Source organism: Kitasatospora sp. NPDC059160, from assembly GCF_042755465.1.
Taxonomy (GTDB): domain Bacteria; phylum Actinomycetota; class Actinomycetes; order Streptomycetales; family Streptomycetaceae; genus Kitasatospora.
This window is the reverse complement of sequence record NZ_JBHZCN010000124.1, coordinates 1-26,526: the sequence shown is the minus strand read 5'-3', so window position 1 is coordinate 26,526 and position 26,526 is coordinate 1. Positions and strand designations below refer to the sequence as shown.

Genomic DNA, 26,526 nt, shown 5'->3' with positions numbered 1-26,526 from the left:
CCCACCCCCGGAACCGCCCCCGGACCCACCCACCCTCCCGAAAGCCCCCCACCCAACAACAGCCCCGCGCAGCGGCCCCCACCCCCCACAACGGCACCCGCTAGGGTGCCGAGGTGGATCTGGATCTGGCACAGGTAAGAGCCTTCACCGCAACCGCCGAAGAACTCCACTTCGGCCGCGCCGCCGGCCGCCTGGGCATCACCCAGCAGGGCCTGTCGAAGCGGGTGGCCCGCCTGGAGGCCGCCCTCGGCGTCCGCCTGCTGGAACGCGGCGCCCGCGGGGTGACCCTGACCGCCCCGGGCACCCGGTTCCTGGAGCCCGCCCGCCGCCTGCTGTCCCAGGGAGAGCGGGCCGTGGCGGCGGTGGCAGGTGCCGGGCGGCCCCTGCGGATCGACGTGTGGGGCCACCTGTACGCCCCGATGCGCACCCTCGCCCAGGCGGTGGACGCGGCGCCGGGCCTGGAGGTGGAGCCGGTGCCGGGCCGCGACCTGCCCTCCGTGGCGGCCGCGGTGCTGCGCGGCGAGTCGGATGCCGGGTTCGGCCGGGTGCACGCCCTCCCCGGCGGCACCGATGCCGGTCTGACGCACCGCCTGGTCCGCCTGGAGCCGGTGGACGCCCTGCTGAGCGCCGACCATCCGCTGGCGGGCCGCGACGCCCTGGCCCCGACGGATCTGCGCGGCAGCGTGCTGCGCTACCCGGCGGCGGTGGACCGCCTGGACTTCCTGACCCGTTTCGCCACCCGGTTCGGCATCGACGGCCGGGTCGGTTCGACCAACCTCGGCCTGGAGCACTTCCTGGACCAGGTCGCCGCGGATCCGACCTGCTTCTCGCTGGTGCCGGCCGACGGCCCGCTGCCCGGCCGCCCGGGTGTGCGGACCGTTCCCCTGGCCGGCCCGACCCCCCTCTACGCCTGGTCGCTGCTCTGGCGCTCCGACCGGGACGCCGACCGGGGCCGCCAACTGGACTTCCTGCTGAGGGCGTTCACCGCGGAGGCGGCCCGCAGCCGGTGGCTGGAGTACGACCCGGCCCGGGACTGGCTCCCGGACGCCGACGAGGCCGCGCTCCAGCCCTGAGCTCCGGCCCCGCTCACCACCAGGCCTTCTGGGTGCGCAGCACCGATCCGTCGGCCGCGTAGGAGACGACGGTGTTGTTGCCGGGTGCCGGGATGCGGATGACGGCGTACCAGCGGACCGGGGAGTCGCCGACCGCCACCGGCTCCGTCTCGATGACCATGCCGCTCTCCCACTTGACCACGACCCTCTCGACCTCGGGCCGGGCCTTGACGACCACCATCTGCGGGCTGCCCCCCGTGTCGACGACGCGGTTGAGCCCGCGGCTGCCGATCACGGCACCCTGATCGTCCTGCGCCGTCCCGCCCGGGCCGGGAACCGGGTCGACGAAGTCGCCCGGCTGCCGTTTGCCGTCCACGGTCAGATAGACCTCGGCCCGGTCGGTGTTCGGGGTCCAGGGCTGGAGGCCGCCCCCCTGGGGGTCGTCCGGCAGGCGCGGGTCGACGGTTCTCCGCTCCTGCTGGATCAGCCGCGCCTGGGCCAGGCCGTCCGCCGCGGTGGGCGCGGCCGGCCACAGGGCGATCCAGGCTTCCAGGGCGTGGCCGCTCACCGTGCCTTCGTTGATCTTGACCCGCAGCGGCGAGAACGGGTCCCGGGCCGGCCGGGACGGCGAGGGTGTCGCGGAGGCCGTCGGGGCGGCTCCGGCCGAGGAGACCGTCGGGGACACCGGGGCCACCCCGGGCCCCGGCAGCTCCGGCGCCGACGGGGCGCCCGGAGCCGCCGGGGAGACGGCCGCCGGCGGGACCGCCGCCACCGAGGCGCTGCCGGCGCCCCGCCCGTACCCGCCGAACACCGTGCCCGGGCCGCCGATCAGCGTCCCCGCCCCGCCGACCGCGACGACCAGCCCGGCGACCGCCGCCCCGGTCAGCAGCCGGCGCCGCCGCAGCCGCCGCCGCCCGCCGGCCAGCAGCCGGTCGTACGGCACCGGCCCGGCCTCGACGCTGTCCGCCAGCTCGCCCAGCTCCCACGAGACCACGGCCTCGGCCGCCTCCACGTCCTCGTCCCCGGGCATGGACTCCGTGCTCATCTGCTGCTACCTCCGATGCTGGCCAGTCCGTTGAGTGAGGAGGACTCCCGCAGTTTGGCCAGCCCCCGGGCGGCCTGGCTCTTCACCGTGCCGACCGAGCAGTTCATCGCGGCCGCGGTCTGGGACTCGCTGAGGTCCTCCCAGTACCGCAGGACGACGGCCTCCCGCTGGCGCGGCGGCAGGGCGGCGAGGGCGCCGAGCAGCACGGCCCGGTCGTCCGGGTCGGGGCCGGCCGGGGCGGGCCGGTCGGGGAAGGCCTCGACCAGGTACTCGACCGGTCTGCGCCGGTACCGCCGGGCGTGCTCGTTGATCAGGATGCGGCGCACGTAGGCGTTCGGGTCGTCGGCCGCCCGGACCTTGTTCCAGTGCACGTAGGCCCGTTCCAGCGCCTGCTGGACCAGGTCCTCGGCGCCGTGCCGGTCCCCCGCCAGCAGGTAGGCCGTCCGCAGCAGCCGTGACCACGCACTGCCGGTGAACGCCCGGAACTCCTCGTCCCGTGCGGTCTCGTGGGCTCCCATGAGCACCTCCTCCCCCTCCAGAGTCCGGAACCGCCGTGGATCGTTGCCCGGCCCGTCGAACGCGTTCCGCCCGGCCCGTCGGACGCGTTCCGCGCGGCCCGCGCGACCGGGGCGCCCGGCGTTCGCGATTGGGCACCGGCGGCTGTGACACTGGAGGGGCTCGAAAACCGAGGTGCGCTCCGCCGTGCCTCCTTGCGAACCTAGAGGGATGCCCGCAGTGAGTTCTCCCGCAGTCCAGTCCGCCTCCGTTCCCGCCGAGGGTCCCGGAATCGGTGAGCTGGCCGCCCGCCTGCCCGAGCTGACCCTTCGCGACGAGGTGCGGATCGGGCGCCGGCTGGAGGGGGCCCGCCGGGTCCGCAAGCCGGAGGCCCGTCAGCAGGTCGCCGCCGAGATCGCCGCCGAGATCGACCGCGCCGAGCTGCTGGTCGAGCAGCGCCGGGCCGCCGTGCCGAAGATCACCTATCCCGCCGAGCTCCCGGTCAGCCAGAAGAAGGACGACATCCTGGCGGCGATCCGGGACCACCAGGTGGTGATCGTCGCCGGTGAGACCGGTTCCGGCAAGACCACCCAGATCCCGAAGATCTGCCTGGAGCTGGGCCGCGGCGTCCGCGGTCTGGTCGGCCACACCCAGCCGCGCCGGATCGCCGCCCGCACGGTGGCGGAGCGCGTCGCGGAGGAGCTGGACACCCCGCTCGGCGAGGCGGTCGGCTGGAAGGTCCGGTTCACCGACCAGGTCGGCCGGGACACCCTGGTCAAGCTGATGACGGACGGCATCCTGCTGGCGGAGATCCAGACCGACCGGGACCTGCGCCAGTACGACACCCTGATCATCGACGAGGCGCACGAACGCAGCCTCAACATCGACTTCCTGCTCGGCTACCTCAAGCAGCTGCTCCCCCGCCGCCCCGACCTCAAGATCGTGATCACCTCCGCGACCATCGACCCGGAGCGCTTCGCCCGGCACTTCGGCGACGCCCCGGTGATCGAGGTGTCCGGCCGCACCTACCCGGTCGAGGTCCGCTACCGCCCCGTCCTGGACGACGGCGACGACGAGGCCGACGAGGCGGACCGCGACCGCGACCAGATCCAGGCGATCTGCGAGGCCGCCCAGGAGCTCCAGGACGAGGGCCCGGGCGACATCCTGGTCTTCCTCTCCGGCGAGCGCGAGATCCGCGACACCGCCGACGCCCTCACCAAGCTGAAACTGCGCGGCACCGAGATCCTCCCGCTGTACGCCCGGCTCAGTTCGGCCGAGCAGCACCGGGTGTTCCAGCGCTCCAGCAGCCGCCGGATCGTGCTGGCCACCAACGTGGCCGAGACCTCGCTGACCGTCCCCGGCATCAAGTACGTGATCGACCCGGGCAACGCCCGGATCTCCCGCTACAGCCACCGCACCAAGGTGCAGCGGCTGCCGATCGAGGCGATCAGCCAGGCCAGCGCCAACCAGCGCAAGGGCCGCTGCGGCCGCACCTCGGACGGCATCTGCATCCGGCTCTACTCGGAGGAGGACTTCCTCTCCCGCCCGGAGTTCACCGACGCCGAGATCCTGCGCACCAACCTGGCCTCGGTGATCCTGCAGATGACCGCGGCGGGCCTGGGCGACATCTCCGCCTTCCCGTTCCTGGACCCGCCGGACTCGCGCAACATCAAGGACGGCGTCCACCTGCTGCACGAACTGGGCGCGCTGGACCCGGAGGAGAAGGACCCGCGCAAGCGGCTGACCGCGCTCGGCCGCAAGCTGGCCCAGCTCCCGGTCGACCCGCGGATGGCCCGCATGGTGCTGGAGGCGGACCGGAACGGCTGTGTTCGGGACGTCATGGTGATCGCCGCCGCGCTGTCCATCCAGGACCCGCGCGAGCGCCCGGCCGAGAAGCGCCAGGCCGCCGACGAACGGCACCGCCGGTTCACCTCGGAGACCTCCGACTTCCTGTCCTACCTGGCGATGTGGCGCTACGTCCGGGAGCAGCAGAAGGAGCTCTCCTCCTCGGCCTTCCGCCGGATGTGCAAGTCCGAGTTCCTCAACTACCTGCGGATACGGGAGTGGCAGGACGTCTACACCCAGCTGCGCACCGTGGCGAAGCAGTTGGGCGTGACGATCGAGGAGCCGCACCCCGACGCCGAGCCGGACGCGGACCGGATCCACCAGTCGCTGCTGGCCGGACTGCTCTCCCACATCGGCCTGTTCGACGTGGAGAAGCGCGAGTACGGCGGCGCCCGCGGCGCCCGTTTCGCGGTCTTCCCGGGCTCCGGCCTGTTCAAGAAGCCGCCGCGCTGGCTGATGTCGGCCGAGCTGGTGGAGACCTCCCGGCTGTGGGCCCGGATCAACGCGAAGATCGAGCCCGAGTGGGTCGAGCCGCTGGCCGGGCACCTGATCAAGCGCAGCTACAGCGAGCCGCACTGGGAGAAGAAGTCCGGTGCCGTGCTGGCCTACGAGAAGGTGACCCTCTACGGGGTGCCGATCGTCGCCCAGCGGAAGATCAACTACGGCCGGATCGACCCGGAGCTCTGTCGCGAGCTGTTCATCCGCAACGCGCTGGTCGAGGGCGACTGGGAGACCCACCACAGGTTCTTCGCCGAGAACCGCAAGCTGCTCGGCGAGGTCGAGGAGCTGGAGAACCGGGCCCGCCGCCGGGACATCATGGTGGACGACCAGACCCTGTTCGACTTCTACGACGCCCGGCTGCCCGAGGAGGTCGTCTCCACCCGGCACTTCGACTCCTGGTGGAAGAAGGCCCGGCACGAGCAGCCGGACCTGCTGAACTTCGAGAAGTCGATGCTGATCAACGACGCCGCGGACGGCGTCACCGAGGCCGACTACCCGGACCACTGGCAGCAGGGCAAGCTGCGCTTCCGGCTGACCTACCAGTTCGAGCCGGGCAGCGACGCGGACGGCGTGACCGTCCACATCCCGCTGCCGGTGCTCAACCAGGTCACCGCGGAGGGCTTCGACTGGCAGATCCCCGGTCTGCGGGAGGAGCTGGTCACCGCGTACATCAAGTCGCTGCCGAAGGCGATCCGGCGCAACTTCGTGCCGGCCCCGGACTTCGCCCGGGCGGCGCTGCGCGCGGTGAAGGACCGCCAGGAACCGCTGCTGCCGTCCCTGGAGCACGCCCTCAAGCGCCTGACGGCCGTCACGGTGCCCCCGGAGGCCTGGGACGACGAGCGGGTCCCGGAGCACCTCAAGGTGACCTTCCGGGTGGTGGACGGGAAGCGCCGGCTGGCCGAGTCCAAGGACCTGGAGGAGCTGCGGCTGAGGCTCAAGCCCAAGCTCAAGGAGACGCTCTCCTCGGCCGCCTCCGGGCAGGGCATCGAGCAGAGCGGGCTGACCGCCTGGCCGGCCGGGCTGCCGGTGCTCCAGCGCACCTTCGAGCAGCGCTCCCGCGGCCACTCGCTGCGCGCCTACCCGGCGCTGGTGGACGAGGGCGCCACGGTCGGCGTGAAGCTGTTCGACACCCCGCCGGCGCAGGCGCAGGCGATGTGGGCGGGCACCCGCCGGCTGCTGATGCTGACCACCACCTCCCCGGCCAAGTCGATCCAGGGCCGGCTGGGCAACCAGGCCAAGCTGGCGCTCTCGCACAGCCCGCACGGCTCGATCGCCGCCCTGTTCGAGGACGTGGTCGCCGCCGCGACGGACCGGCTGATGACGCTGTCCGGCGGCCCGGCCTGGGACGAGGCGGCCTTCGCCAAGCTGCACGACAAGGTGCGGACGGACCTGTACGACCTGTCCGCGGACACCACGCTCAAGACGGCCACCGCGCTGATCGCCTTCCACAAGGCCTCGACCCGGTTGAAGTCGGTGAGCAGCCCGGTGCTGCTGAACGCGGTGAACGACGTCCGGCTGCACCTGGCCTCGCTGGTGCACCCGGGCTTCGTGACCGCCACCGGCTGGCAGCGGCTGCCCGACCTCAAGCGCTACCTGCTGGCGGTGGACCGCCGGCTGGAGGCGCTGCCCAACCACCCGCAGCGGGACGCCCAGCAGCTACTGAAGGTCCAGCAGGTGCAGCAGGCGTACGGGGAGCTGCTGGCCGCCGTGCCGGCCGGGCAGCAGCCCTCCGCGGAGGTGCTGGCGATCCGCTGGATGATCGAGGAGCTGCGGGTCAGCTTCTTCGCCCAGGGGCTGGGCACGCCGAGCCCGGTCTCGGAGAAGCGGATCACCAAGGCGATGGAGGCGGCCCGGGCCACGCTGTGACCCGGGCGGCACCGCTGAGCTGCGGGTGCGCCGTGGGGCCCTCAGGAGCCAGTTCGACCTGGGGGCCCACCATGGGCTACAGTCTGTCTTGTTCGCAGCGCGGCAAGCGGGTGAACGAGATCAGAACACTCTGGTCCTGTGGAGCAGTTGGTTAGCTCGCCACCCTGTCAAGGTGGAGGTCGCGGGTTCAAGTCCCGTCAGGATCGCCGCAGTGCGAGAGGCCCGGAATCGTCAAGGTTCCGGGCCTCTCGCGTTTGGCCGTACGGCCCTTACTCCGCACCGGATCCGGACCACAAGTGGTTGAACGCGTGACGGTCGTCACCCGCACCCCCGTGAAACCGCCCTCGAAACGACCCGTTCCGGACTCCACTAATTTAATATGTAAAATTGCACTGTTATTCACTGTAAATCCCCCCCGCACCATGCGCACCGAATCGTTATCCGGAGTTCAGCATTCCGACCGTTGGGGGGCCGTCGCCGGGTATGACAAAGGGGCCGCTTACCGGACCCGGCGGAGTCCGGTAAGCGGCCCCTTCGAAAGAGCCTTTGGCCTATCAGGCCTCAGTGCGCTGAGCGGGAATCCCCGCCAGCAGAGCGCGCACCTCCGCCTCACGGTAGCGGCGGTGACCGCCGAGCGTGCGGATCGACGTGAGCTTGCCGGCCTTGGCCCAGCGGGTGACCGTCTTCGGGTCCACGCGGAACATGGTGGCAACCTCTGCCGGCGTCAGCAGCGGCTCAGCATCAGGGGTACGAGCGGTCATGAGCGGCCTCCTCGGGAGAACCGAACCAGGGCGGTTCTATCCTTCAAATTCTGCACCTTGGCCCGCGATGCCCGAAATGGCATAGACGGGCCGAGTCGGTTATAGGACGAACGGCTTGTCCTGGTGTCTACAACTACACCATCCGTCCAGCCCTATCGACCAAACCGCCAAAATTGACCCCTCACGGGTTCAAGGCCGACGGATGGCGATGGACCACCCCATAACGGACAGTCACACGGCCGTGACGTCCGGTTACGAGGGGACCAGACCCTCCGTTTCCCCGCAAAGCACGCATCGACTCCAGAACCACCCAAAAGTGGGCACGCTCACGTGAAGTTGGGCTGGTTGTCCCATTTTTGCACATAGGGGTTAGTTCGCGTCAACGGTGAGTAGTGTCACGTTCGACAGCTATTGACCCGAACCGGGACCTTGGTCGGCACCGTTGTGGACCAAAGACCTCTGACAGTCATACACGGGAGGTCCGACGTCAGTTCGCGTGCCGCAGCGCCAGCACCCGCTGCCACCGCCCCGTCAGCTCCCCGTACGCCCGCAGCGCCTCCGCGGTGTCCCCGGCCCGCAGCGCGCGCAGCCCGTCCTCCAGCTCCCCCGCCGAACGGTCCGCCAACAACCGCTCCGGCCCCAACAGATGCACCAGCCCCCCGTAGTCCAGCTCCACCAGCGAGCGCGGATGGAACTCCTCCAGCCACCGCCCGACCCGCTCCGCCCCGCGCACCAGCTCCCCGTCCGGCACCGCCTCGCGCAGCGCCCGGTAGGCCCGTGCCACCCGGCGCCGCGCCTGGGCCATCGGCACCAGGTAGAACAGCGCCGCCGGCCTCCCCCGCTCCCCCTCCTCCGTGCCCGCTCCCCCCGGAACGAAGCACCGGTCCTCGTCCCCGAACGGCAGGAACCAGCGCACCGGGACCTCCCACCGGCTGGTGAGGATCCACGGCCGGGCGTCCGGGTGCCCGGCCAGCCAGCGCTCCCGGTCCGCCTCGGCGGCCGCCCGGGTCACCGGCGGCACCGCGGTGTCCACCAGCGCCACCGGGGCCCCCGCCCGCAGCTCCTCCAGCGCCTGCCAACTGCGCAGCCTGGTCGCCCACGGGCACACGTACAGTACGCCGTCCACGGTCCGCAGGTACGCCCGGCCGCTCTCCTGCTCCGGCAGCGCCCGGGGCGTGCGGGCGGCCAGCTCCACCAGGGCGGCCCGCTGCTCCTCCAGCACCGCCGCCGCGACCGACTGCTCCGCCGCGGCGGCGTCCGGCCCGTGCTCCGCGGCGTAGGCCTGCCAGTGCGCCCGCTCGGGCTCCGGATAGGCCGCCAGCGGCTCGTAGACCCGCAGGTGGGCCGCGTAGGGCGGCAGTACGGAGGTGCGCACGACGGTCACGTCCTGCATGGTCGCACGCGCCGCCCGGCCCCGGGAGGGCGCGACCCCGAACCGTTCGCGCCCGGACTCCGGCCCCCTCGCGTCTCACTCCTCGGACAATGGGCACAAGCTCGGACAAGAGGGCCGGTCGGGCCCGCGCGCGCGACTACGCTTTCGCCCCAGACGCCCGCACCACAGCAGCGGGCCCTCGATACTGGAGTCACCACAGTGACCGACGTACAGACCCCCGCCACGCACCCCGCACCCGGTGTGCTCAGCAGGATCTTCCGGACCGAGCAGGACGGCGCCCCCGGCGACGGCCACGAGCAGGTCGTCCTCTGCCACGACCGCAGCTCCGGTCTCAAGGCGATCATCGCCATCCACTCCACCGCGCTCGGCCCCGCCCTCGGCGGCACCCGCTTCTTCCCGTACGCCTCCGAGGAGGCGGCCCTGGAGGACGCGCTGAACCTGTCCCGCGGCATGTCCTACAAGAACGCGCTGGCCGGGCTCGACCTCGGCGGTGGCAAGGCCGTCATCATCGGCGACCCGAACAAGGACAAGAACGAGGCGATGCTCCGCGCCTACGGCCGCTTCGTCGAGTCGCTGCGCGGCCGCTACATCACCGCCTGCGACGTGGGCACCTACGTCCAGGACATGGACGTCGTCGCGCGCGAGACCGAGTTCGTGACCGGCCGCTCGCCCGAGCACGGCGGCGCCGGCGACTCCTCCATCCTGACCGCCTTCGGCCTCTTCCAGGGCATGCGCGCCAGCGCCCAGGCCCGCTGGGGCCAGCCGACCCTGCGCGGCAAGCGGGTCGGCGTCGCGGGCGTCGGCAAGGTCGGCCACTACCTGGTCGGCCACCTGGTCGCGGACGGCGCCACCGTCGTCGTCACCGACCCGTTCGAGGCGGCCGTCAACCGGGTGCGCGCCGCCCACCCCGAGGTGGAGGTGGTCGCCGACACCGCCGCCCTGCTCCGGGCCGAGCTGGACGTCTACGCCCCGTGCGCCCTCGGCGGCGCGCTGACCGACGACGTGGTCGCCGCGCTCGGCGGGTTCGGCACCTCGATCGTCTGCGGTGCGGCCAACAACCAGCTGTCCCACCCGGGCGTCGAGAAGGACCTGGCCGACCGCGGCATCCTCTACGCCCCCGACTACCTGGTGAACTCCGGCGGCGTGATCCAGGTCGCCGACGAGATCGACGGCTTCAACTTCGAGCGGGCCAAGAACAAGGCCACCAAGATCTTCGACACCACCCTGGAGATCTTCACCCGGGCCGCCTCCGACGGCATCCCGCCGGCCGTCGCCGCGGACCGCCTGGCCGAGAAGCGGATGCGCGAGATCAGCGCGCTGCGCACGGTCCTGCTGCCGGGCTCGCGCCGCGGCTGATCCGGCGGGCCGGTCCGGCTCCGCCCGGACCCTCTCCGGACTCCTCCCGGGCGCCTGATGCGCGGGGGGCCGCCACCTCCGGCCCCCCGCGCATCACGATGTGGAACCGGATTCTCACTTCTGCGTCCGATCAGGTGATCCAACGCCCCCGTAGGGGGGATAATCAGTCCTGGAACGACGGACCCGAGACACCTCTGGACAGCGTGCAAATCGCCGCAAAACCTCCCCTGACCTGGGAAGACCTGGTCTCGGGTGCGGTCAGTGCGCGCCACGTCACAACCACGACGTACCGTCCAGCGGCGGAAACAGGTACCGTTAATGCTCCAAGGGACGGTCCTCCCATTCGGGCAGGCCGGTCCTGATCATGAACACGTGTCAGACTCGGGGCCGTGAGCCCCATCGTTGAGGGGGTCGACCCATGGGGCGCGGCCGGGCCAAGGCCAAGCAGACGAAGGTCGCCCGCGAGCTGAAGTACAACAGCGGCGGGTTCGATGCTAACCGTCTGTCCAACGAGCTGGGCGCATCGCCGTCCACCGCTCCGATCGACCCTGAGCCGATCGAGGAGGTGGAGGACGACGACCCGTACGCGGAGTACGCCGCCCGCTACGCCGACCTCGACGACGAGGACGACAGCGAGCCGGGCACCGGGCCGTCGCAGGCCTCCCGCCGCTCGTAACCGCAGCTTCGCCTGACCGGTCCTGACGCCCCTGGGCGCCGGACCGGTCTTCGGCGTTGCTGTGTTGGTCGCCCCTCGCCTCCGGGGCGCTCCGACCCGGTGCCGACGGTCGGCGCTCCCTCGCTCGTTCCTCGCTCCCTCGCTTCTCCCTTTCGGCACCGGCGCGCCCCTTCGGCTCGGGGCGGATGGGGGCACCGCTACGTGCGAGAGGGCCCCTCCGGTGCTCCGGAGGGGCCCTCTGCGCGTCCGACCGGCCGTCAGGCCGTCGTGAAGCCCTCGTAGGCGTTGTACAGGGCCGCACCGGCCTCGTGCTCGTCCGTGCGGTCGACCACGTCGCCGAGCAGCCAGGCCTCGACGCCCCGGTCCTCCAGGATCGACAGCACCACGTCCACCGAGTGCGGCGGGACGACGGCGACCATGCCGACACCCATGTTGAGCGTCTTCTCGATCTCCAGGGTGGCCACCTTGCCGACCTCGGCGACGGTCCGGAAGACCGGCAGCGGGGTCCAGGTGCCGCGGTCCAGGCGGGCGTGCAGGCCCTCCGGGATCACCCGGGCCAGGTTGGCCGCCAGGCCGCCGCCGGTGACGTGCGAGAAGGCGTGCACCTCGGTGGCCCGGGTGAGCGCCAGGCAGTCCAGCGAGTAGATCCGGGTCGGCTCCAGCAGCTCCTCGCCGAGGGTGCGGCCGAACTCCTCGACCTTGCGGTCCAGCTTCCAGCCGGCCTCGTTCAGCAGCACGTGGCGGACCAGCGAGTAGCCGTTGGAGTGCAGGCCGGAGGCGGCCATCGCGATCACCACGTCGCCGGCCCGGACCCGCTCGGCGCCCAGCAGCGCGTCGGCCTCGACCACGCCGGTGCCGGCGCCCGCGACGTCGTACTCGTCCGGGCCGAGCAGGCCCGGGTGCTCGGCGGTCTCGCCGCCCACCAGGGCGCAGCCGGCCAGCGCGCAGCCCTCGGCGATGCCCTTGACGATCGAGGCGACCCGCTCGGGGACGACCTTGCCGACGCAGATGTAGTCGGTCATGAAGAGCGGCTCGGCGCCGCACACCACGAGGTCGTCCACGACCATGCCGACCAGGTCGTGGCCGATGGTGTCGTGCTTGTCCATGGCGGCCGCGATGGCCACCTTGGTCCCCACGCCGTCGGTGGCCGAGGCCAGCAGCGGCCGCTCGTAGTTCTTGAGGGCGGACACGTCGAAGAGGCCGGCGAAGCCGCCGAGACCGCCGACCACCTCGGGGCGGCTGGCCTTCTTCACCCACTGCTTCATGAGCTCGACGGCGCGGTCGCCCGCCTCGATGTCGACACCGGCGGCGGCGTAGGTGGCGCCGTTCTGGTTGCTGGTCACTGCGTGCGGCCCTTTCGGGTCAGGTGGGGGTGGTTCGGAAACAGCGGTGGGGCCCCGGTTCGCGGGACCCCACCGTGGATTCGCTACGGGCGGCGCAGCGCGTCGGCCGCGCCCGCCCCGCCGAGCAGCGACTGGACGCCGTCCAGGTCGCTGCCGCTGGTCGGCTTGCCGCGGACGGCCGGCTGCTGCTGGCCGCCCTTGATCTCGGCCTCCAGCAGGAGCTTGCCGAGCAGCGCCGGGTCCGGCAGCTCCATCGGGTACTCGCCGTCGAAGCAGGCCCGGCAGAGCCTGTCCTTGGGCTGCTTGGTGGCCTCGATCATGCCGTCGATCGAGATGTACGAGAGCGAGTCGGCGCCGAGCGTGCGGCCGATCTCCTCGATGGTCATGCCGTTGGCGATCAGCTCCGCGCGGGTGGCGAAGTCGATGCCGAAGAAGCAGGGCCACTTCACCGGGGGCGAGGAGATCCGGATGTGCACCTCGGCGGCGCCCGCCTCGCGCAGCATCTTCACCAGCGCGCGCTGGGTGTTGCCGCGGACGATCGAGTCGTCCACCACCACCAGGCGTTTGCCGGCGATGACCTCGCGCAGCGGGTTCAGCTTGAGCCGGATGCCGAGCTGGCGGATCGTCTGGCTGGGCTGGATGAAGGTGCGGCCCACGTAGGCGTTCTTCACCAGGCCGGAGCCGTACGGGATGCCGCTGGCCTCGGCGTAGCCGATCGCGGCGGGGGTGCCGGACTCGGGCGTCGCTATCACCAGGTCGGCCTCGACCGGGGCCTCCACGGCCAGCCGACGGCCCATCTCCACCCGGGAGAGGTGCACGTTGCGGCCGGCGATGGAGGTGTCGGGGCGGGCCAGGTAGACGTACTCGAAGACGCAGCCCTTGGGCTTGGCCTCGGCGAAGCGCGAGGTGCGCATGCCGTTCTCGTCGATGGCGATGAGCTCGCCGGGCTCGACCTCGCGGATGAAGGAGGCGCCGCAGATGTCCAGCGCCGCCGTCTCGGAGGCGACCACCCAGCCGCGCTCCAGCCGGCCGAGCACCAGCGGGCGGATGCCCTGCGGGTCGCGGGCGGCGTAGAGGGTGTGCTCGTCCATGAAGACGAGCGAGAAGGCGCCCTTGACCTTCGGCAGCACGACCTTGGCCGTCTCCTCGATGGAGAGGTCCGGGTGGCCGGCCAGCAGCGCGGTCACCAGGTCGGTGTCGTTGGTCGCGGCGGTCCGGCCGGAGCGCGAGACGTGCTCCTCGCCGGGCAGTTCGGCGACCATGGCCGCCAGTTCGGCGGTGTTCACCAGGTTTCCGTTGTGCCCGAGGGCCAGCGAACCGTGGACGGTCGCCCGGAAGGTCGGCTGGGCGTTCTCCCAGACCGAGGAACCGGTGGTCGAGTAGCGGGCGTGTCCGACGGCGATATGCCCGTGCAACGACCCCAGGGAGGCCTCGTCGAAGACCTGGGAGACGAGTCCCATGTCCTTGAAGACGAGAATCTGGGAGCCATTGCTCACTGCGATGCCCGCGGATTCCTGACCGCGGTGCTGCAGGGCGTAAAGGCCGAAGAACGTGAGCTTGGCGACCTCCTCGCCGGGAGCCCAGACACCGAAGACGCCGCAAGCGTCCTGGGGGCCTTTCTCACCGGGAAGAAGATCGTGGTTGAGTCTTCCGTCACCACGTGGCACGCCTTCGAGTCTAGGGCAGTTGACCAGGGCTTCCGGTACCCGGGAGGTCCGCTCCGGGCGGAGATCGCGGAGTAACGCGCGTAGACAAAACCCCTTACGGAGCCGGGAATTCGGGTGGGGGAATTCCGGCGGGCGGCGGTTGGCCTTGCGGTTCGCGCCCGTTGGGGCTTTCCGTGTGCGCAGCGGTGGTCGCCGGGCGGCTCCGAACGTGAGCCTGCTCACCCGGGGTTCACCCGGAGGTCACGCGGCGGGCAGCAACAGGCCCCAGGCGCCCGGGTGCACCGTCCAGGTCCGGGCCCGGACCGGGCCGACCGGATGGCCGTCCGCCTCGTAGCCGAAGCCGCGCCCGACCACCGAGACGCTGGCCGCCCGCGCCCGCACCAGCGCGCCGGGCGCGCGGACCACCACCTCCAGCACGCCGGCGCCGTCCGCGCCGGCACCGGTGAGGGTCAGCTCGACCAGCCGGACCGGGCGGTGCACGTCGGCCAGCAGCCGGCCGTCCGCCTCGACCCGGACCCGGGGGCTGTGGTCGACCGCGTCGGAGGTGAGTGCGTTCGCCTGCTCGGCCGCAGCCAGTTTCGCCCATAGCGAACGCCAACCACCCGGACGGCCCTCCGAGCGGGGCGCTCCGCCGCCGGTGATCCGCACCCCGCCGAGCGCCACCCCGCCGCCGTCGTCCACCAGCAGGTCGAAGGTGCGAGGCGACCCCGACAGCACCGCCCGCGCGGCCCGCACCGGCTCCTCCGGCACACCCAGTGCGCGGGCCGCCGCCAGCTCCTCCGCGCGGCCGACCGGAACCATGCCCACCGGATCCGCGCCCAGCTCACGCTGGCGGTGCAGGGCCTGGAGCACCCGCTGCAGGGCGAGGTCGGAACCGATCACCACCGGTCGCCGCCGACCCCGGTGCGAAAGCATCCGGTCGAGTTCGGTCGGGTTGTCCGGATAGGCCACCTTGACGTCCGCACCCCCGCAGAGCACGTCCCTCGCGATCCGCACCGACTCCCCGTCGGTCCGCCGGGCCACCGGGTCGAGCAGCAGCAGAAGGGGCTCGGGACCGCCGGTTCCAGGCGTGGACAGGGACGACACGACCGGTCCTTCCTCAGGTAATCTCTCGGTGCAAGAGCCCCTTGCGCCATTGCGCCAGGGGCTTCGTCTATCTCGGGGCAGACTGCGGCCTACGCAGGATGCCCCAACCGGAAGGGGTGTACGCCTGTGCCGGCACTCGTGCTCGTTGGCGCTCAGTGGGGGGACGAGGGCAAGGGGAAGGCCACCGACCTCCTCGGCGGCTCCGTCGACTACGTCGTCCGCTACCAGGGCGGCAACAACGCCGGTCACACGGTGGTCATCGGCGACCAGAAGTACGCCCTGCACCTGCTCCCCTCCGGCATCCTCAGCCCGAACGTGACCCCGGTCATCGGCAACGGCGTCGTCATCGACCCGGGCGTGCTGCTCTCCGAGCTGGCCGGCCTGAACGAGCGCGGCATCGACACCTCGAAGCTGCTGGTCTCGGGCAACGCCCACCTGATCACCCCGTACCACCGGACCATCGACAAGGTCACCGAGCGCTTCCTCGGCAAGCGCCGGATCGGCACCACCGGCCGCGGCATCGGCCCAACCTACGCGGACAAGATCAACCGCGTCGGCATCCGGGTCCAGGACCTGTTCGACGAGTCGATCCTGCGCCAGAAGATCGAGGCGGCGCTGCACGACAAGAACCAGATCCTGGTCAAGCTCTACAACCGCCGCGCCATCCCGGCCGACCTGGTGGTCGAGGAGTACCTGGGCTACGCGGACAAGATCCGGCCCTTCCTCGCCGACACCACCCTCGTCCTGGACGAGGCGCTCAAGGCGAACAAGGTCGTCCTGCTGGAGGGCGGCCAGGGCACCCTGCTCGACGTCGACCACGGCACGTACCCCTTCGTGACCTCGTCGAACCCGACCGCGGGCGGCGCCTGCACCGGCGCCGGCATCGGCCCCACCAAGATCGACCGGGTCATCGGCATCCTCAAGGCCTACACCACCCGCGTCGGCTCCGGCCCGTTCCCGACCGAGCTGCTCGACGAGGACGGCGAGGCGCTGCGCCGGATCGGTGGCGAGCGCGGTGTCACCACCGGCCGCGACCGCCGCTGCGGCTGGTTCGACGCCGTCATCGCGCGCTACGCGACCCGGGTCAACGGCCTCACCGACTTCTTCCTCACCAAGCTCGACGTGCTGACCGGCTGGGAGCAGATCCCGGTCTGCGTCGCGTACGAGATCGACGGCCGGCGGGTCGAGGAACTCCCCTACAACCAGTCGGACTTCCACCACGCCAAGCCGATCTACGAGACGCTGCCGGGCTGGACCGAGGACATCAGCAAGGCGAAGACCTTCGCCGAGCTGCCGAAGAACGCCCAGGCCTACGTGAAGGCGCTGGAGGAGATGTCCGGCGCGCCGATCTCCGCCATCGGCGTCGGCCCGGGCCGGGACGAGACGATCCAGATCAACTCGTTCATCTGAGCCCGTTCCTCCGGAGGGCCCCGCGGGACGCACCGTCCCGCGGGGCCCTCCGCTTTGCCCTCGACTCATTGCACTAGTACGTAAATCCATTGCATCTAGTGCAGAGGCGCGCTACGTTCGGGGGCATGACCGCGAAGCCGCCCACCGCCATCACCCTCACCGGCCGCCACATCCGCCTGGAGCCGCTGGGGCGCCACCACCTCGCCGACCTGTGGGCCGCCATCGGCTCCGACCCCGAGGTCTGGCGCTGGACCATGGACCTCCCGCCGGCCTCCGAGGAGGAGCTCGGCCGCATCCTGGACCTCCGCATCGCCGGGGCCGAGCGGGGCGACTCGGTCTGGTTCGCCGCCGTCGACCTCGCGGCCGGCACCGCCGTCGGCATCACCGGCTACCACGACATCAACCCCACGGACGAGTCGGTCGAGATCGGCGGCACCCTGTACGCCCGCTCCGTCTGGCGCACCGCGGTCAACAGCGAGGCCAAGCTGCTGCTGCTCACCCACGCCTTCGAGGACCTCGGCACCGGCCGCGTCTACTGGAAGACCGACGCCCTCAACGAGCGCTCCCGCAACGCCATCCTGCGCCTCGGCGCCCGGTTCGAGGGCGTCCTGCGCCGCCACCGCCTCCGCCCCACCGGCACCTGGCGCGACAGCGCCTACTTCTCGATGCTCGCCGACGAGTGGCCCCCCGCCAAGGCCCGCCTGACCGCCCGCCTCGCCCGCGGCTGACGGCGGGCCCCGGGCCGGGGCTATTCGTGCTCGGCGCGGGTGGAATGACGGGGGATCAACTCCCGTTTTGTCGCGCGGAGTTCCCGGGGCTGCATGTTGACCAGCCAGACCAGCCAGCCGACGAAAAGGACGGCGAGGAGGAGGGCGGACAATCCGGCGACCAGAAGGGCATTCACCGGGGTACGGAAATGCGCTGGGGGAGGTGGGGGCGGTGGGGGCGCGGGTGCGGGGGGCCGGGAGGGGGAGGAAGGGGCACGGCTGTCTCCGGTCGGTGATGCCGAACGCCCTGACCGTGCATCTGGGTGTATTTACGGCTGATTGGCAGGGCCGATAGGCGACTTGGCGACTGTTTAGGGGACAACAAGTCAGCGAGTGACACGGACGACCATAGGGTCAGGGTGCCAGAGTTGCTACCGAGGGACTGGACGTTCACTCCATCGTGGGGTATCCCCCAATTCGCTAGCTAGGGCCCGGTGTGCACGTCACACTTCACCGGAAGCATCGACCGAAGCCGCGATCCGGAGAAGAGAGTCATGCCACCCCGCTTGTCGCCGACCGTCCGCCAGCAGCGCCTGGGGATCGAGCTGCGCAAGATGCGCGAACGCGTGGGCGTGACGCCCAAGAGCCTGGCCGCCACGATCGGCACCGACCTGCCCAAGATCTCCCAGATGGAGAACGGGAAGTCGGGCATCAGCGCCGAACGGCTCCGGACCTGGGCGCGCACCTGCGGCTGCCCCGACGGCCCGTACCTGGACGCGCTGCTCGCCATGACCCAGGACCGCCGCAAGTACTGGTGGGACGGCTACCGGGGCCGGATGCCCGGCGGGATCATCGACATCGCCGAGATGGAGCACCACGCCGCGTCGCTCTCCATCCTCAACAGCACCTTCATCCCCGGGCTGCTGCAGACCCCGGACTACGCGGCCGCGGTGTTCGAGCGGCTCCCCGCCCAGCACCGCCAGGAGGCGCAGGTCCGGAAGGAATTCCGGATTCGGCGCCAGCAGATCTTCGTCGACCGCCCGAAGCCGTACAGCGCGATCCTGCACGAATCCGCGCTGCGGATGCAGTTCGGCGGCCCCGCCGTGCTGCGCGACCAGTTGCACAGCCTGCTGCTGAATTCCGAGCGGCCCGGACTGGAGATCCGGGTGATCCCGTTCAGTGTGCCCACGTACACCGGCTCCTCGGAGAGCCCGTATCTCGCGCGCGGGCCCGTCCCGGAGCTGGACACCGTCCAGATCGAGCTCGTGCACGGGCCGAAGTTCGTGCACTCCGAGGCGGAATTGTCGTCCTACCGACGGATCAAGGAGAAGACCGCGGCGATCGCGCTGGGGGCGGCGGAGTCCCGGGAGTTCATCCGGGCCTTACTGAAAGACTTCTCATGAGTACGTGGCGCAAGGCGTCGGCCAGCGGCGAGAGCACCGACTGCGTGGAGGTCAGAACCTACGCCGGGCAGGTGGAGATCCGCGAGTCGGACCTGCCCGAGGTGGTCGTGCGGACCACGCCGCGCAAGTGGGCGGCGTTCGTCCGCGGGGTCAAGGCCGGGGAGTTCGACCGGTACGCCGACTTCACCCGTCCGTGAGGCCGCGCTGCCCCCGTCGCGAGCCGGTCGGCGGAGCGGCCGACGGTAGGCTTGGCAGCCCACAGTGGACCCCTGCGCCTGGCACCGCACTCCGGGTGGGGTGCGCGTGCGGGAGAAATCGGAGCATCCGAGGATGGCTCGGCACCTGATCACCAGCGCCCTTCCGTACATCAACGGGATCAAGCACCTGGGCAACCTGGTCGGGTCGATGCTCCCGGCGGACGTCCACGCCCGCTACCTGCGCCAACGCGGCCACGAGGTGCTGTACATCTGCGCCACCGACGAGCACGGCACGCCCGCCGAACTGGCGGCGCAGGAGGCCGGGTTGCCGGTCGCCGAGTTCTGCGCCCGGGCGCACGACGCCCAGCGGGCGGTGTACGACGGCTTCGGGCTGTCCTTCGACCACTTCGGCCGCAGCTCCTCGCCGCAGAACCGGGAGATCACCCAGGAGATCGCCCGCGAGCTCCAGCGCAACGGCTTCGTCGAGGAGCGCGCGGTCCGCCAGGTGTACTCCAACGCCGACGGCCGCTTCCTGCCGGACCGCTACATCGTCGGCACCTGCCCGCACTGCGGCTACGACAAGGCGCGCGGCGACCAGTGCGAGAACTGCACCCGGGTGCTGGACCCGACCGACCTGCTGGAGCCGCGCTCGGCGATCAGCGGCAGCGCCGACCTCGAAGTCCGGGAGACCAGGCACCTGTTCCTGCTCCAGTCGAAGCTGACCGAGGAGGTCGAGGCCTGGATCGCCGCGCACGGCGACGACTGGCCGGTGCTGGCCTCCTCGATCGCCCGCAAGTGGCTGACCGAGGGCCTCCAGGACCGCTCGATCACCCGCGACCTGGAGTGGGGAGTCCCGGTGCCGGCCGACGTGTGGCCCGAACTGGCCGCCGAGGGAAAGGTGTTCTACGTCTGGTTCGATGCCCCGATCGAGTACATCGGCGCCACCAAGGAGTGGGCGGACGCCGCCCCGGCCGGGCAGCCGCGGGACTGGAGGTCCTGGTGGTACGAGGCCGACGACACCGTCCGCTACACCGAGTTCATGGCCAAGGACAACGTCCCGTTCCACACCGTGATGTTCCCGGCGACGATCCTCGGCTCGCGCCGCCCGTGGAAGAAGGTCGACTACGTCAAGGCCTTCAACTGGCTGACGTACTACGGCGGGAAGTTCTCCACCAGCCAGAAGCGCGGCATCTTCACCGACGTCGCGCTGGAGCTGCTGCCCGCCGACTACTGGCGCTACTTCCTGATGGCGCACGCCCCCGAGTCGGACGACTCCAGCTTCACCTGGGACCTCTTCGCCTCGGTGGTCAACAAGGACCTCGCCGACACCCTCGGCAACTTCGTGAACCGGGTGCTCTCGTTCAGCCGCAAGCGCTTCGGCGACGAAGTCCCGGCCGGGGCCGCGCCGGGCGGGGCCGAGGAGCGGCTCGGCGAGCAGACCGCCGGCCTGCTGGCCGAGTACGAGGCCCAGCTGGAGGCGCTCAACTTCCGCAAGGCGGCGCAGGCGCTGCGCGCGCTGTGGAGCGCCGGGAACGCCTACCTGGACGAGAAGGCGCCCTGGCTCCAGGTGAAGACCGACCCGGAGGCGGCGGCGCTGACCCTGCGGACGGCGATGAACCTGATCCACCTGTACGCGGTGGTGTCCGAGCCGTTCGTCCCGACCGCGGCGGCCGCGATGCGCGGCGCCTTCGCGCTGCCCGGGGACACCCGGACCTGGATCGACGGGGACGCGGCCCGGGCGCTGGACCTCGTCCCGGCCGGGACGCCGTTCACCGTGCCGCCGGTGCTGTTCGCGAAGGTCACCGACGAGGACCTGGCGGCCTGGGCGGCGCGCTTCGGCGGCGCGCAGGCCTGAGCACGCCACGAGGGCCCCGACCGCGGTCACGGCGGTCGGGGCCCTCGTCGGTGGTGCCGGGCCCTTCGTGGGGGGCGGGCCCGGGGTCGGCGGGCCCGGTGGGGCGGGCCCGGTGGGGCGGGCCCGGGGTGGGGCTACCAGCGGGTGGTCTCCGCGAAGAAGCCGGGGATCTCGGTCGCCCGGCCGGCCGCCACCGCCTCGTCGTGCACCAGCGCGCCGACCGCCAGGTCGAGCACCCCGAGGCCGAAGGGCGAGAAGACCACCGGGCGGTCGGTGCCGACGGCGACCTCGCCCTCGATCACCTGGGCCAGCGTGCCGGTGACGAACTCCCGGTTGCCGTAGAGCTGTTCGGCCAGGTGCGGAGAGGTGTTCGCCTTCATGCAGTGCTCCACGTCGTCGAGCACGTTGTACGCGCCGCCGATGATCTCCGGCGCGAGGTCGCGCAGCGAGATGTTGAGCACCAGCTGCCCGGGGGCGAAGGTCTCCGGGTCGAGGATGTACGGCTCGCCCGCGGTGGTGGCCAGCACCACCACGTCGGCGCCCTTGAGCGCCTCGTGCAGGTCCTCCACCACCTGGGCCGGGTAGCCGAGTTCGGCGTCGGCGTGGTCGACCAGCGCCCGGGCGTACTCGGCCTTGCGGTCGTGCACCACCAGCTCGTCGATCTCCCACTGCTGGGCGCCGAAGAACTCCAGGATGTTGCGGGCGATGATGCCGGCGCCGACCACCGCCAGCCGGCCCGCCGTACGGCCGCCGCTGAGCACCTCGGCGGCGAGCACGGCGGAGGCCGCGGTGCGGGCCGCGCTGATCTGCGAGGCCTCCAGGACGGCGAACGGGTAGCCGGTCTCGTAGTCGTTCAGCAGCAGGGCGGCCGAGGCGCGCGGGAAGCCCCGCTCGACGTTGGCCGGGAAGCTGCTGATCCACTTGATCCCGGCCAGTCCGACGCCGCCGCCGAGGTAGGCCGGCAGGGCGATGATCCGGGCGTCCGGCTTGGCCGGGAACCGCAGGAAGTAGCTGTCGGGGTTCACGGACTCGCCGGCGCCGTGGGTCAGGTAGGTCTCCCGGACCTCCTGGACGATCCTCGGGCGGGCTCCCGCGATGAGCTCGCGGGCGGTGGTGCCGTCGATGACTCTGAACTCGAACACGGTGGTGGCTCCAGTCGGGTCCGCCCGGTGCGGGCGGGGGTCGGGCGGTGCTGAGGGGCGGGCGGGGCCGGGTCAGCCGACGTAGGCGGTGCCGGCCGGCTCGTGCTGGCCGGCGGCGTGGTGCGCCCCGGCGGCGTGCGCGGCGCGGGTGGTGCGGCCGCCGCCCAGCCAGCGCGGCAGGTACCAGTTGGCGTCGCCGAGCAGGGCCATCACCGCGGGCAGCAGCACCGCGCGGACCAGGGTGGCGTCCAGCAGGACCGCGACCGCCAGGCCGATGCCGAGCTGCTTGAAGTCCTGCATGCCCAGGGTGCCGAAGACCGCGAACACCGCGACCATGATCAGACCGGCGCTGGTGACCACCCCGGCGGTGTTGCGGATGCCGAGGCCGACCGCCTCCCGGCTGGACCTGCCCGAGAGGTAGGCCTCGCGGATCCGGGAGACCACGAACACGTGGTAGTCCATCGAGAGGCCGAAGAGCACCACGAAGACGAACAGCGGCATCCAGGACTCGATCGCCCCCGGCGCCTTGGTTCCCACCAGCGAGGCGCCCCAGCCGTGCTGGAACACCGCGGTCATCACGCCGTACGCGGCCGCCACCGAGAGCAGGTTGAGCAGGATCGAGGTGATCGAGATGGTCAGCGAGCGGAAGGAGACCAGCATCAGCAGGAAGGTGACGCCCATGACGAAGGCGAACACCGGGACGATGCTGCGGTCCAGCTGGTTGTTGTAGTCGACCGAGAAGGCGAGGTCGCCGGCGACCAGCGCGGTGGTGCCCGGAACGGTCTTGAGGGTCTGCGGGACGATCTGCCCGCGCAGCGCCGACAGGGCCGCCTTGGAGGTGGCGTCGGTGCCGTTGCCCGCCAGCGGAACGCTGATCTGGGCGATGTTCTTGTCCTTCCAGTACCGCACGTCGATCTGGTTGCCGGTCTTCCCGGAGGCCAGGGCGGCCTGCTTGAAGTCCTCGATGCTCTTGGCGACCTGCGGCGAGTCGATGGAGTCGGCCTTGACCACCACGGTGGCGGGCGAGGGCGACCCCGGGAACTCGCGGTCGATCCGCTGCGAGACCGAGACCAGCGGGTTGTCGGAGGGCAGCAGCTTGTCCATGCCGAGCTTCTCGGTCTTCATGCCGAGCGCCGGCAGGGCCAGCACCAGCAGCACGGCGGCGGACAGCAGGGCGAAGATCCCCGGGCGGGCCAGCACGCCGCGCAGCAGCGCGTTGGCGGGCTTCGGGCTCGCCGCGGCGGTCTGACGGCGCTTGCTGATCCACGGGATCCGGCCGGCCGCGACCTTGTCGCCGAGCATCGACATCAGGGCCGGCAGCACGGTCATCGAACCGACCACCGCGACCGCGACGACCTCGATGGTGGCCATCGCGAAGCCCTCGAAGACGGTCAGCCCGGAGAGGAACATGCCGGCCATCGCGACCATCACGGTGAGGCCGGAGACCATCACCGAGTGGCCCGAGGTGTGGGCGGCGATCCGCAGCGCGGTCGCCTTGTCCCGGCCGGCCGCCCGCTCCTCGCGCTCGCGGCGCAGGTAGAACAGGCAGTAGTCGACGCCGACGGCGAGGCCCATCAGGAACATCACCGAGTTGGTCATGCCGTCCACCGGCACCGCCTGGCTGCTCAGCGCGAGCAGCCCGAGCGCGCCGATGCAGGCGGTGACCGCCAGGGCCACCGGCAGCACGGCCGCCACGAAGGCGCCGAAGACCACCAGCAGGATGCCCAACGCGACCGGCAGGGCGGTCAGTTCGGCGCGGGTGAAGTCGTCGCCGAGGCTGTCGTTGATGCCCTTGAGGGCGGTCGCGCCGCCGAACTCGCCGAGGGTCACCTGGGGGTGGGCCTTGGCGGTGTCCTGGACGGCGGTGATCACCGGGTCGATCCGGTCGGCCGCGGTGTCCGGGTCGCCGGTGACGGCGAACATGATCAGCGCCGAGTGCTTGTCGGCCGAGAAGGCCTGGGTGGTGTACGGGTCCCGCAGGTTCTCCGCGAGACCGGTCTTGTTGACCGCGTCGGCGGTGGCCTGGACGGCGCCGCGGAACTCCGCGGAGTCCGCGGTCAGCGCGTCGCTGTGGACCAGGATCAGCTCGTTGACCGGGTCGTTGATCCCGGCGTCCTTGAGGATCTGGGCGGCCTTGCCGGACTCCCCGGTCCCGTAGTCGGCCTGGGTCAGGCTCTTCTGCCCGACCATGCCACCGAGCACGGTGACCAGGATGACCAGGATGATCCAGCCGAAGACGGCTGTCTTGCGGTGCTGGGCACTCCACTCGCCCAGCCGGGCCGCGAAATTGCTTTGACGTGCCATTACCTCTCCTGCGATCGGCGGCAATGATCAAGCCGCGGTGGCGACAGACGGGTTGGATGTGTCCTGACCGGCTCGAGGGGGACCGGCGGAATAACCATGACCGTAGGCCCTCGCGAACGGCTTTGGAGCCCCTGGGAGTTGCAGCATCCTGCGGTGGCAAGCTGCTGCCAGCGGAGGCGGGCCGGAGCCCCTTACCGGCCTCGTTTCCCCGGTGCTACGGTCGGTCCCCGTTGAGGGACAACCATTCGAGCGGACCACATTCGAGTGACGCCGGGCCGATGATTCGGGAAAGTCGGCCGGCCGCCCCGAGCGACCGACCGGTCGTCGAGTGCGCGAGTACCCGACCGGGCCCGCGGGCCGACCCGAACGATTCCACCGAATTTCACGATTCCGCGCCGGAATGTGCTCCGGCGTCTGCTTTCCGAACGATCCACAGACCTCCGTGGAAGGGGGAATGAATGATGGACACCGCAATCAGGGCGACCGGACTCGGCAAGAGATACGGCGATCACCACGCGCTCAAGGGCGTGGACCTCGAGGTCGCGGCCGGCACCGTGCTCGGCCTGCTGGGCCCCAACGGCGCCGGCAAGACCACCACCGTCCGACTGCTCGCGACCCTGCTCGAACCGGACCAGGGGCGGGCCGAGGTGGCCGGCTTCGACGTCGTGCGCCAGCAGCGCCAGGTGCGCCGGCGGATCGGCCTGGCCGGTCAGTACGCCGCCGTCGACGGGCTGCTCACCGGTCGCGAGAACCTCGAACTCCTGGGCCGGCTCCTGCACCTGGGGCGCAAGGGCGCCCGGGAGCGGGCGGCCGAGCTGCTCGCCCGGTTCGAGCTGGAGGACGCCGCCGAGAAGCCGGCCCAGACCTACTCCGGCGGCATGCGCCGCCGGCTGGACCTGGCCGCCGCGCTGATCGGCCGGCCCGAGGTGCTGTTCCTGGACGAGCCGACCACCGGGCTGGACCCGGCGAGCCGGCTGGTGCTCTGGGAGATGGTCCGCGAACAGGTCGCCCAGGGGGTGACCGTGCTGCTCACCACCCAGTACCTGGAGGAGGCCGACTTCCTGGCCGACCGGATCCTGGTCATCGACACCGGCACGGTGATCGCCGAGGGCACCCCGGACGAGCTCAAGCGCAAGGTCGGCGAGGAGTGGCTGGAGGTGGGCGTCGGCACCGACGCGGCCATCGCCCAGGCCCTGGCCGTGCTCGCCCCGGTGGCCGCCGCCCAACCCGAGGTGGACCGCACCGGGCGCCGGATCACCGTCCAACTGGCCGACGGCATCGGCACCATCGCCGCCGCCGCGGTCGCCCTGGAGACGGCCCGGGTGCCGGTGACGGACTTCGCGCTGCGCCGTCCCTCGCTGGACGACGTGTTCTTCCACCTGACCGGGCGCGGCACCCAGATCGGCCGGGCCCCCGAGGAGGGCGCACCCGCGCTCGCACCGGGCGCACCGCAGCCGCGGACCGGGCAGGGCGAAGAGCCCGGGCAGGGCGAAGAGGCCGAGCAGGGCGAACGGGAACCGGTGGCGGCCGCCGCCGGACGGACGGGAGACGAGCAGTGAGCGACATCGGCGCCTCGGCCGGCCTCGGCACGGCCATCGGAGACACCGCCGCGCTGATCGGCCGCCACCTGCGGCACCTGCGGCGCACCCCGGAGAAGATCATCGCGATCACCCTGACCCCGGTGACCATGGTGGTCGTGCTCGGCTACCTGTTCGCCAGCGTGGTGACCGTGACCGGCTCCGGCGAGTACCACGACTACGTGATGGCCGGGGTGTTCGCCCAGGTCGGCCTGACCTGCGTCGGCGTCGCCGCGCTGGGCGTGGCCACCGACCTGCGCACCGGGCTGATCGACCGCTTCCGCTCGCTGCCGATGGGCCGCTCCGCCGTGCTGGTCAGCCACACCGCGGCCGACCTGCTGACCGCCGCGGCCGCCACCTTCGCCGTCACCCTGGCCGGCCTGGGCGTCGGCTGGCGGATCCACAAGGACGTCGGCTCGGCGGCCCTGGGCTTCGTCCTGGTGCTGGCCTTCGCCTACGCGATGCTCTGGCTGGGCGCGCTGGTCGGCATGCTGATGCGCAACGCCGAGGCGATCAACGGCATCTCGGCGCTGTTCCTGGTCGTGCTGTCGTTCCTGTCCAACTCGTTCATGCCGCTGTCCGGGCTGCCCGCCTGGCTGCGCGCGGTGGCCGAGTGGAACCCGGTCAGCCTGGTGGCCGCGGCCTGCCGGGAGCTGTGGGGCAACGCCCCGTCGGTGGTCGGCAGCAGCCTGCCGGACCGGCACCCGGTGCTGCTCGCGGTGATCGTGGTGGCGGCCCTGATCGCGGTGCTGATCCCGGTCAACCTGCGGGTCTACCGCACCGCGGTGACGCGTTGACGCACCACCCGGCCGGCCGGTTCGGACGGGACGGCAGTCGTCCCGTGC

The 26,526-nt window shown here is 71.6% G+C and carries 21 protein-coding genes and 1 tRNA gene; 12 read left to right on the top strand and 10 right to left on the bottom strand.

Annotation, left to right across the window (positions count from 1 at the left end; genetic code table 11):
• Positions 1-113: 113 nt before the first annotated feature.
• Positions 114-1,073 carry a LysR family transcriptional regulator gene (locus ACFXOZ_RS36250; protein ID WP_380594177.1) on the top strand — a complete coding sequence of 320 codons (960 nt, stop codon included), beginning with the start codon at positions 114-116 and terminating at the stop codon, positions 1,071-1,073.
• A gap of 13 nt (positions 1,074-1,086) precedes the next feature.
• Here the strand turns inward: ACFXOZ_RS36250 and ACFXOZ_RS36245 are convergent, their stop codons facing one another.
• Positions 1,087-2,097 (bottom strand): hypothetical protein, encoded by a 1,011-nt coding sequence (locus ACFXOZ_RS36245; protein ID WP_375896317.1) that lies wholly within the window; start codon positions 2,095-2,097, stop codon positions 1,087-1,089.
• On the bottom strand, positions 2,094-2,615 hold the full coding sequence (locus ACFXOZ_RS36240) for a SigE family RNA polymerase sigma factor (RefSeq protein ID WP_375896314.1): 522 nt from the start codon (positions 2,613-2,615) through the stop codon (positions 2,094-2,096). Before ACFXOZ_RS36240 ends, ACFXOZ_RS36245 begins: the two co-directional genes overlap by 4 nt.
• Positions 2,616-2,823: 208 nt before the next feature.
• On the opposite strand from ACFXOZ_RS36240, the gene hrpA reads away from it, so the two are divergent.
• Both hrpA and ACFXOZ_RS36230 read left to right on the top strand, forming a co-directional pair.
• Positions 2,824-6,804 (top strand): ATP-dependent RNA helicase HrpA, encoded by a 3,981-nt coding sequence (hrpA, locus tag ACFXOZ_RS36235; protein ID WP_380594175.1) that lies wholly within the window; start codon positions 2,824-2,826, stop codon positions 6,802-6,804.
• A 132-nt stretch (positions 6,805-6,936) separates the two neighbouring features.
• A tRNA-Asp gene (locus ACFXOZ_RS36230) sits at positions 6,937-7,010 on the top strand.
• A 348-nt stretch (positions 7,011-7,358) separates the two neighbouring features.
• On the opposite strand, the gene bldC is transcribed toward ACFXOZ_RS36230, so the two are convergent.
• Together bldC and ACFXOZ_RS36220 are read right to left on the bottom strand one after the other, a co-directional pair.
• On the bottom strand, positions 7,359-7,565 hold the full coding sequence (gene bldC, locus ACFXOZ_RS36225) for a developmental transcriptional regulator BldC (protein ID WP_014137253.1): 207 nt from the start codon (positions 7,563-7,565) through the stop codon (positions 7,359-7,361).
• Between the two features lie 487 nt (positions 7,566-8,052).
• Positions 8,053-8,949, bottom strand: coding sequence for a hypothetical protein (locus ACFXOZ_RS36220; RefSeq protein WP_375896309.1), 897 nt, complete (start codon positions 8,947-8,949; stop codon positions 8,053-8,055).
• Between the two features lie 207 nt (positions 8,950-9,156).
• Between ACFXOZ_RS36220 and ACFXOZ_RS36215 the strand changes: the two genes are divergently transcribed.
• The gene (locus ACFXOZ_RS36215; protein WP_380594173.1) at positions 9,157-10,314 is read left to right on the top strand and encodes a Glu/Leu/Phe/Val dehydrogenase dimerization domain-containing protein; all 1,158 of its coding nucleotides are present in this window, start codon (positions 9,157-9,159) and stop codon (positions 10,312-10,314) included.
• A 418-nt stretch (positions 10,315-10,732) separates the two neighbouring features.
• Entirely contained in the window at positions 10,733-10,990 is a 258-nt protein-coding gene (locus ACFXOZ_RS36210) for a DUF3073 domain-containing protein (protein ID WP_375896303.1), read from the top strand.
• Positions 10,991-11,247: 257 nt separating this feature from the next.
• Here the strand turns inward: ACFXOZ_RS36210 and purM are convergent, their stop codons facing one another.
• From purM to ACFXOZ_RS36195, 3 genes are all read right to left on the bottom strand, one after another.
• Positions 11,248-12,333, bottom strand: coding sequence for a phosphoribosylformylglycinamidine cyclo-ligase (gene purM / locus ACFXOZ_RS36205; protein WP_375896300.1), 1,086 nt, complete (start codon positions 12,331-12,333; stop codon positions 11,248-11,250).
• A gap of 83 nt (positions 12,334-12,416) precedes the next feature.
• Positions 12,417-14,000, bottom strand: a complete 1,584-nt coding sequence (gene purF / locus ACFXOZ_RS36200) for an amidophosphoribosyltransferase (protein WP_380525580.1) — start codon at positions 13,998-14,000, stop codon at positions 12,417-12,419.
• A gap of 240 nt (positions 14,001-14,240) precedes the next feature.
• The gene (locus tag ACFXOZ_RS36195; protein ID WP_375896295.1) at positions 14,241-15,086 is read right to left on the bottom strand and encodes a diacylglycerol kinase; all 846 of its coding nucleotides are present in this window, start codon (positions 15,084-15,086) and stop codon (positions 14,241-14,243) included.
• Between the two features lie 126 nt (positions 15,087-15,212).
• On the opposite strand from ACFXOZ_RS36195, the gene ACFXOZ_RS36190 reads away from it, so the two are divergent.
• Together ACFXOZ_RS36190 and ACFXOZ_RS36185 are read left to right on the top strand one after the other, a co-directional pair.
• Positions 15,213-16,496 (top strand): adenylosuccinate synthase, encoded by a 1,284-nt coding sequence (locus tag ACFXOZ_RS36190; RefSeq protein WP_375896292.1) that lies wholly within the window; start codon positions 15,213-15,215, stop codon positions 16,494-16,496.
• A gap of 125 nt (positions 16,497-16,621) precedes the next feature.
• Positions 16,622-17,224, top strand: a complete 603-nt coding sequence (locus ACFXOZ_RS36185) for a GNAT family N-acetyltransferase (RefSeq protein ID WP_375896291.1) — start codon at positions 16,622-16,624, stop codon at positions 17,222-17,224.
• A 20-nt stretch (positions 17,225-17,244) separates the two neighbouring features.
• On the opposite strand, the gene ACFXOZ_RS36180 is transcribed toward ACFXOZ_RS36185, so the two are convergent.
• Positions 17,245-17,400, bottom strand: a complete 156-nt coding sequence (locus ACFXOZ_RS36180) for a hypothetical protein (RefSeq protein ID WP_375896289.1) — start codon at positions 17,398-17,400, stop codon at positions 17,245-17,247.
• 357 nt (positions 17,401-17,757) lie between these two features.
• On the opposite strand from ACFXOZ_RS36180, the gene ACFXOZ_RS36175 reads away from it, so the two are divergent.
• From ACFXOZ_RS36175 to metG, 3 genes are all read left to right on the top strand, one after another.
• A complete protein-coding gene (locus ACFXOZ_RS36175) occupies positions 17,758-18,606 on the top strand; it encodes a helix-turn-helix domain-containing protein (RefSeq protein WP_375896286.1) in 849 nt (282 codons plus the stop codon).
• Positions 18,603-18,803: a DUF397 domain-containing protein gene (locus tag ACFXOZ_RS36170; RefSeq protein ID WP_375896283.1), complete on the top strand. Its 201-nt coding sequence runs from the start codon at positions 18,603-18,605 to the stop codon at positions 18,801-18,803. The genes ACFXOZ_RS36175 and ACFXOZ_RS36170 overlap by 4 nt, the downstream gene beginning before the upstream one ends.
• 133 nt (positions 18,804-18,936) lie before the next feature.
• Positions 18,937-20,658 carry a methionine--tRNA ligase gene (gene metG, locus ACFXOZ_RS36165; protein ID WP_380594171.1) on the top strand — a complete coding sequence of 574 codons (1,722 nt, stop codon included), beginning with the start codon at positions 18,937-18,939 and terminating at the stop codon, positions 20,656-20,658.
• A gap of 134 nt (positions 20,659-20,792) precedes the next feature.
• Here metG and sbnB read toward each other — a convergent pair whose 3' ends face one another.
• Positions 20,793-21,800: a 2,3-diaminopropionate biosynthesis protein SbnB gene (sbnB, locus tag ACFXOZ_RS36160; protein ID WP_375896278.1), complete on the bottom strand. Its 1,008-nt coding sequence runs from the start codon at positions 21,798-21,800 to the stop codon at positions 20,793-20,795.
• Positions 21,801-21,872: 72 nt separating this feature from the next.
• On the bottom strand, positions 21,873-24,104 hold the full coding sequence (locus ACFXOZ_RS36155; protein ID WP_375896276.1) for an MMPL family transporter: 2,232 nt from the start codon (positions 24,102-24,104) through the stop codon (positions 21,873-21,875).
• Between the two features lie 461 nt (positions 24,105-24,565).
• Here ACFXOZ_RS36155 and ACFXOZ_RS36150 point away from each other — a divergent pair, with 461 nt between their 5' ends.
• Complete coding sequence (locus ACFXOZ_RS36150; RefSeq protein WP_380594179.1) at positions 24,566-25,663, top strand: ATP-binding cassette domain-containing protein; 1,098 nt, start codon at positions 24,566-24,568, stop codon at positions 25,661-25,663.
• A complete protein-coding gene (locus tag ACFXOZ_RS36145; protein WP_380525583.1) occupies positions 25,660-26,478 on the top strand; it encodes an ABC transporter permease in 819 nt (272 codons plus the stop codon). The genes ACFXOZ_RS36150 and ACFXOZ_RS36145 overlap by 4 nt, the downstream gene beginning before the upstream one ends.
• Positions 26,479-26,526: the final 48 nt, after the last annotated feature.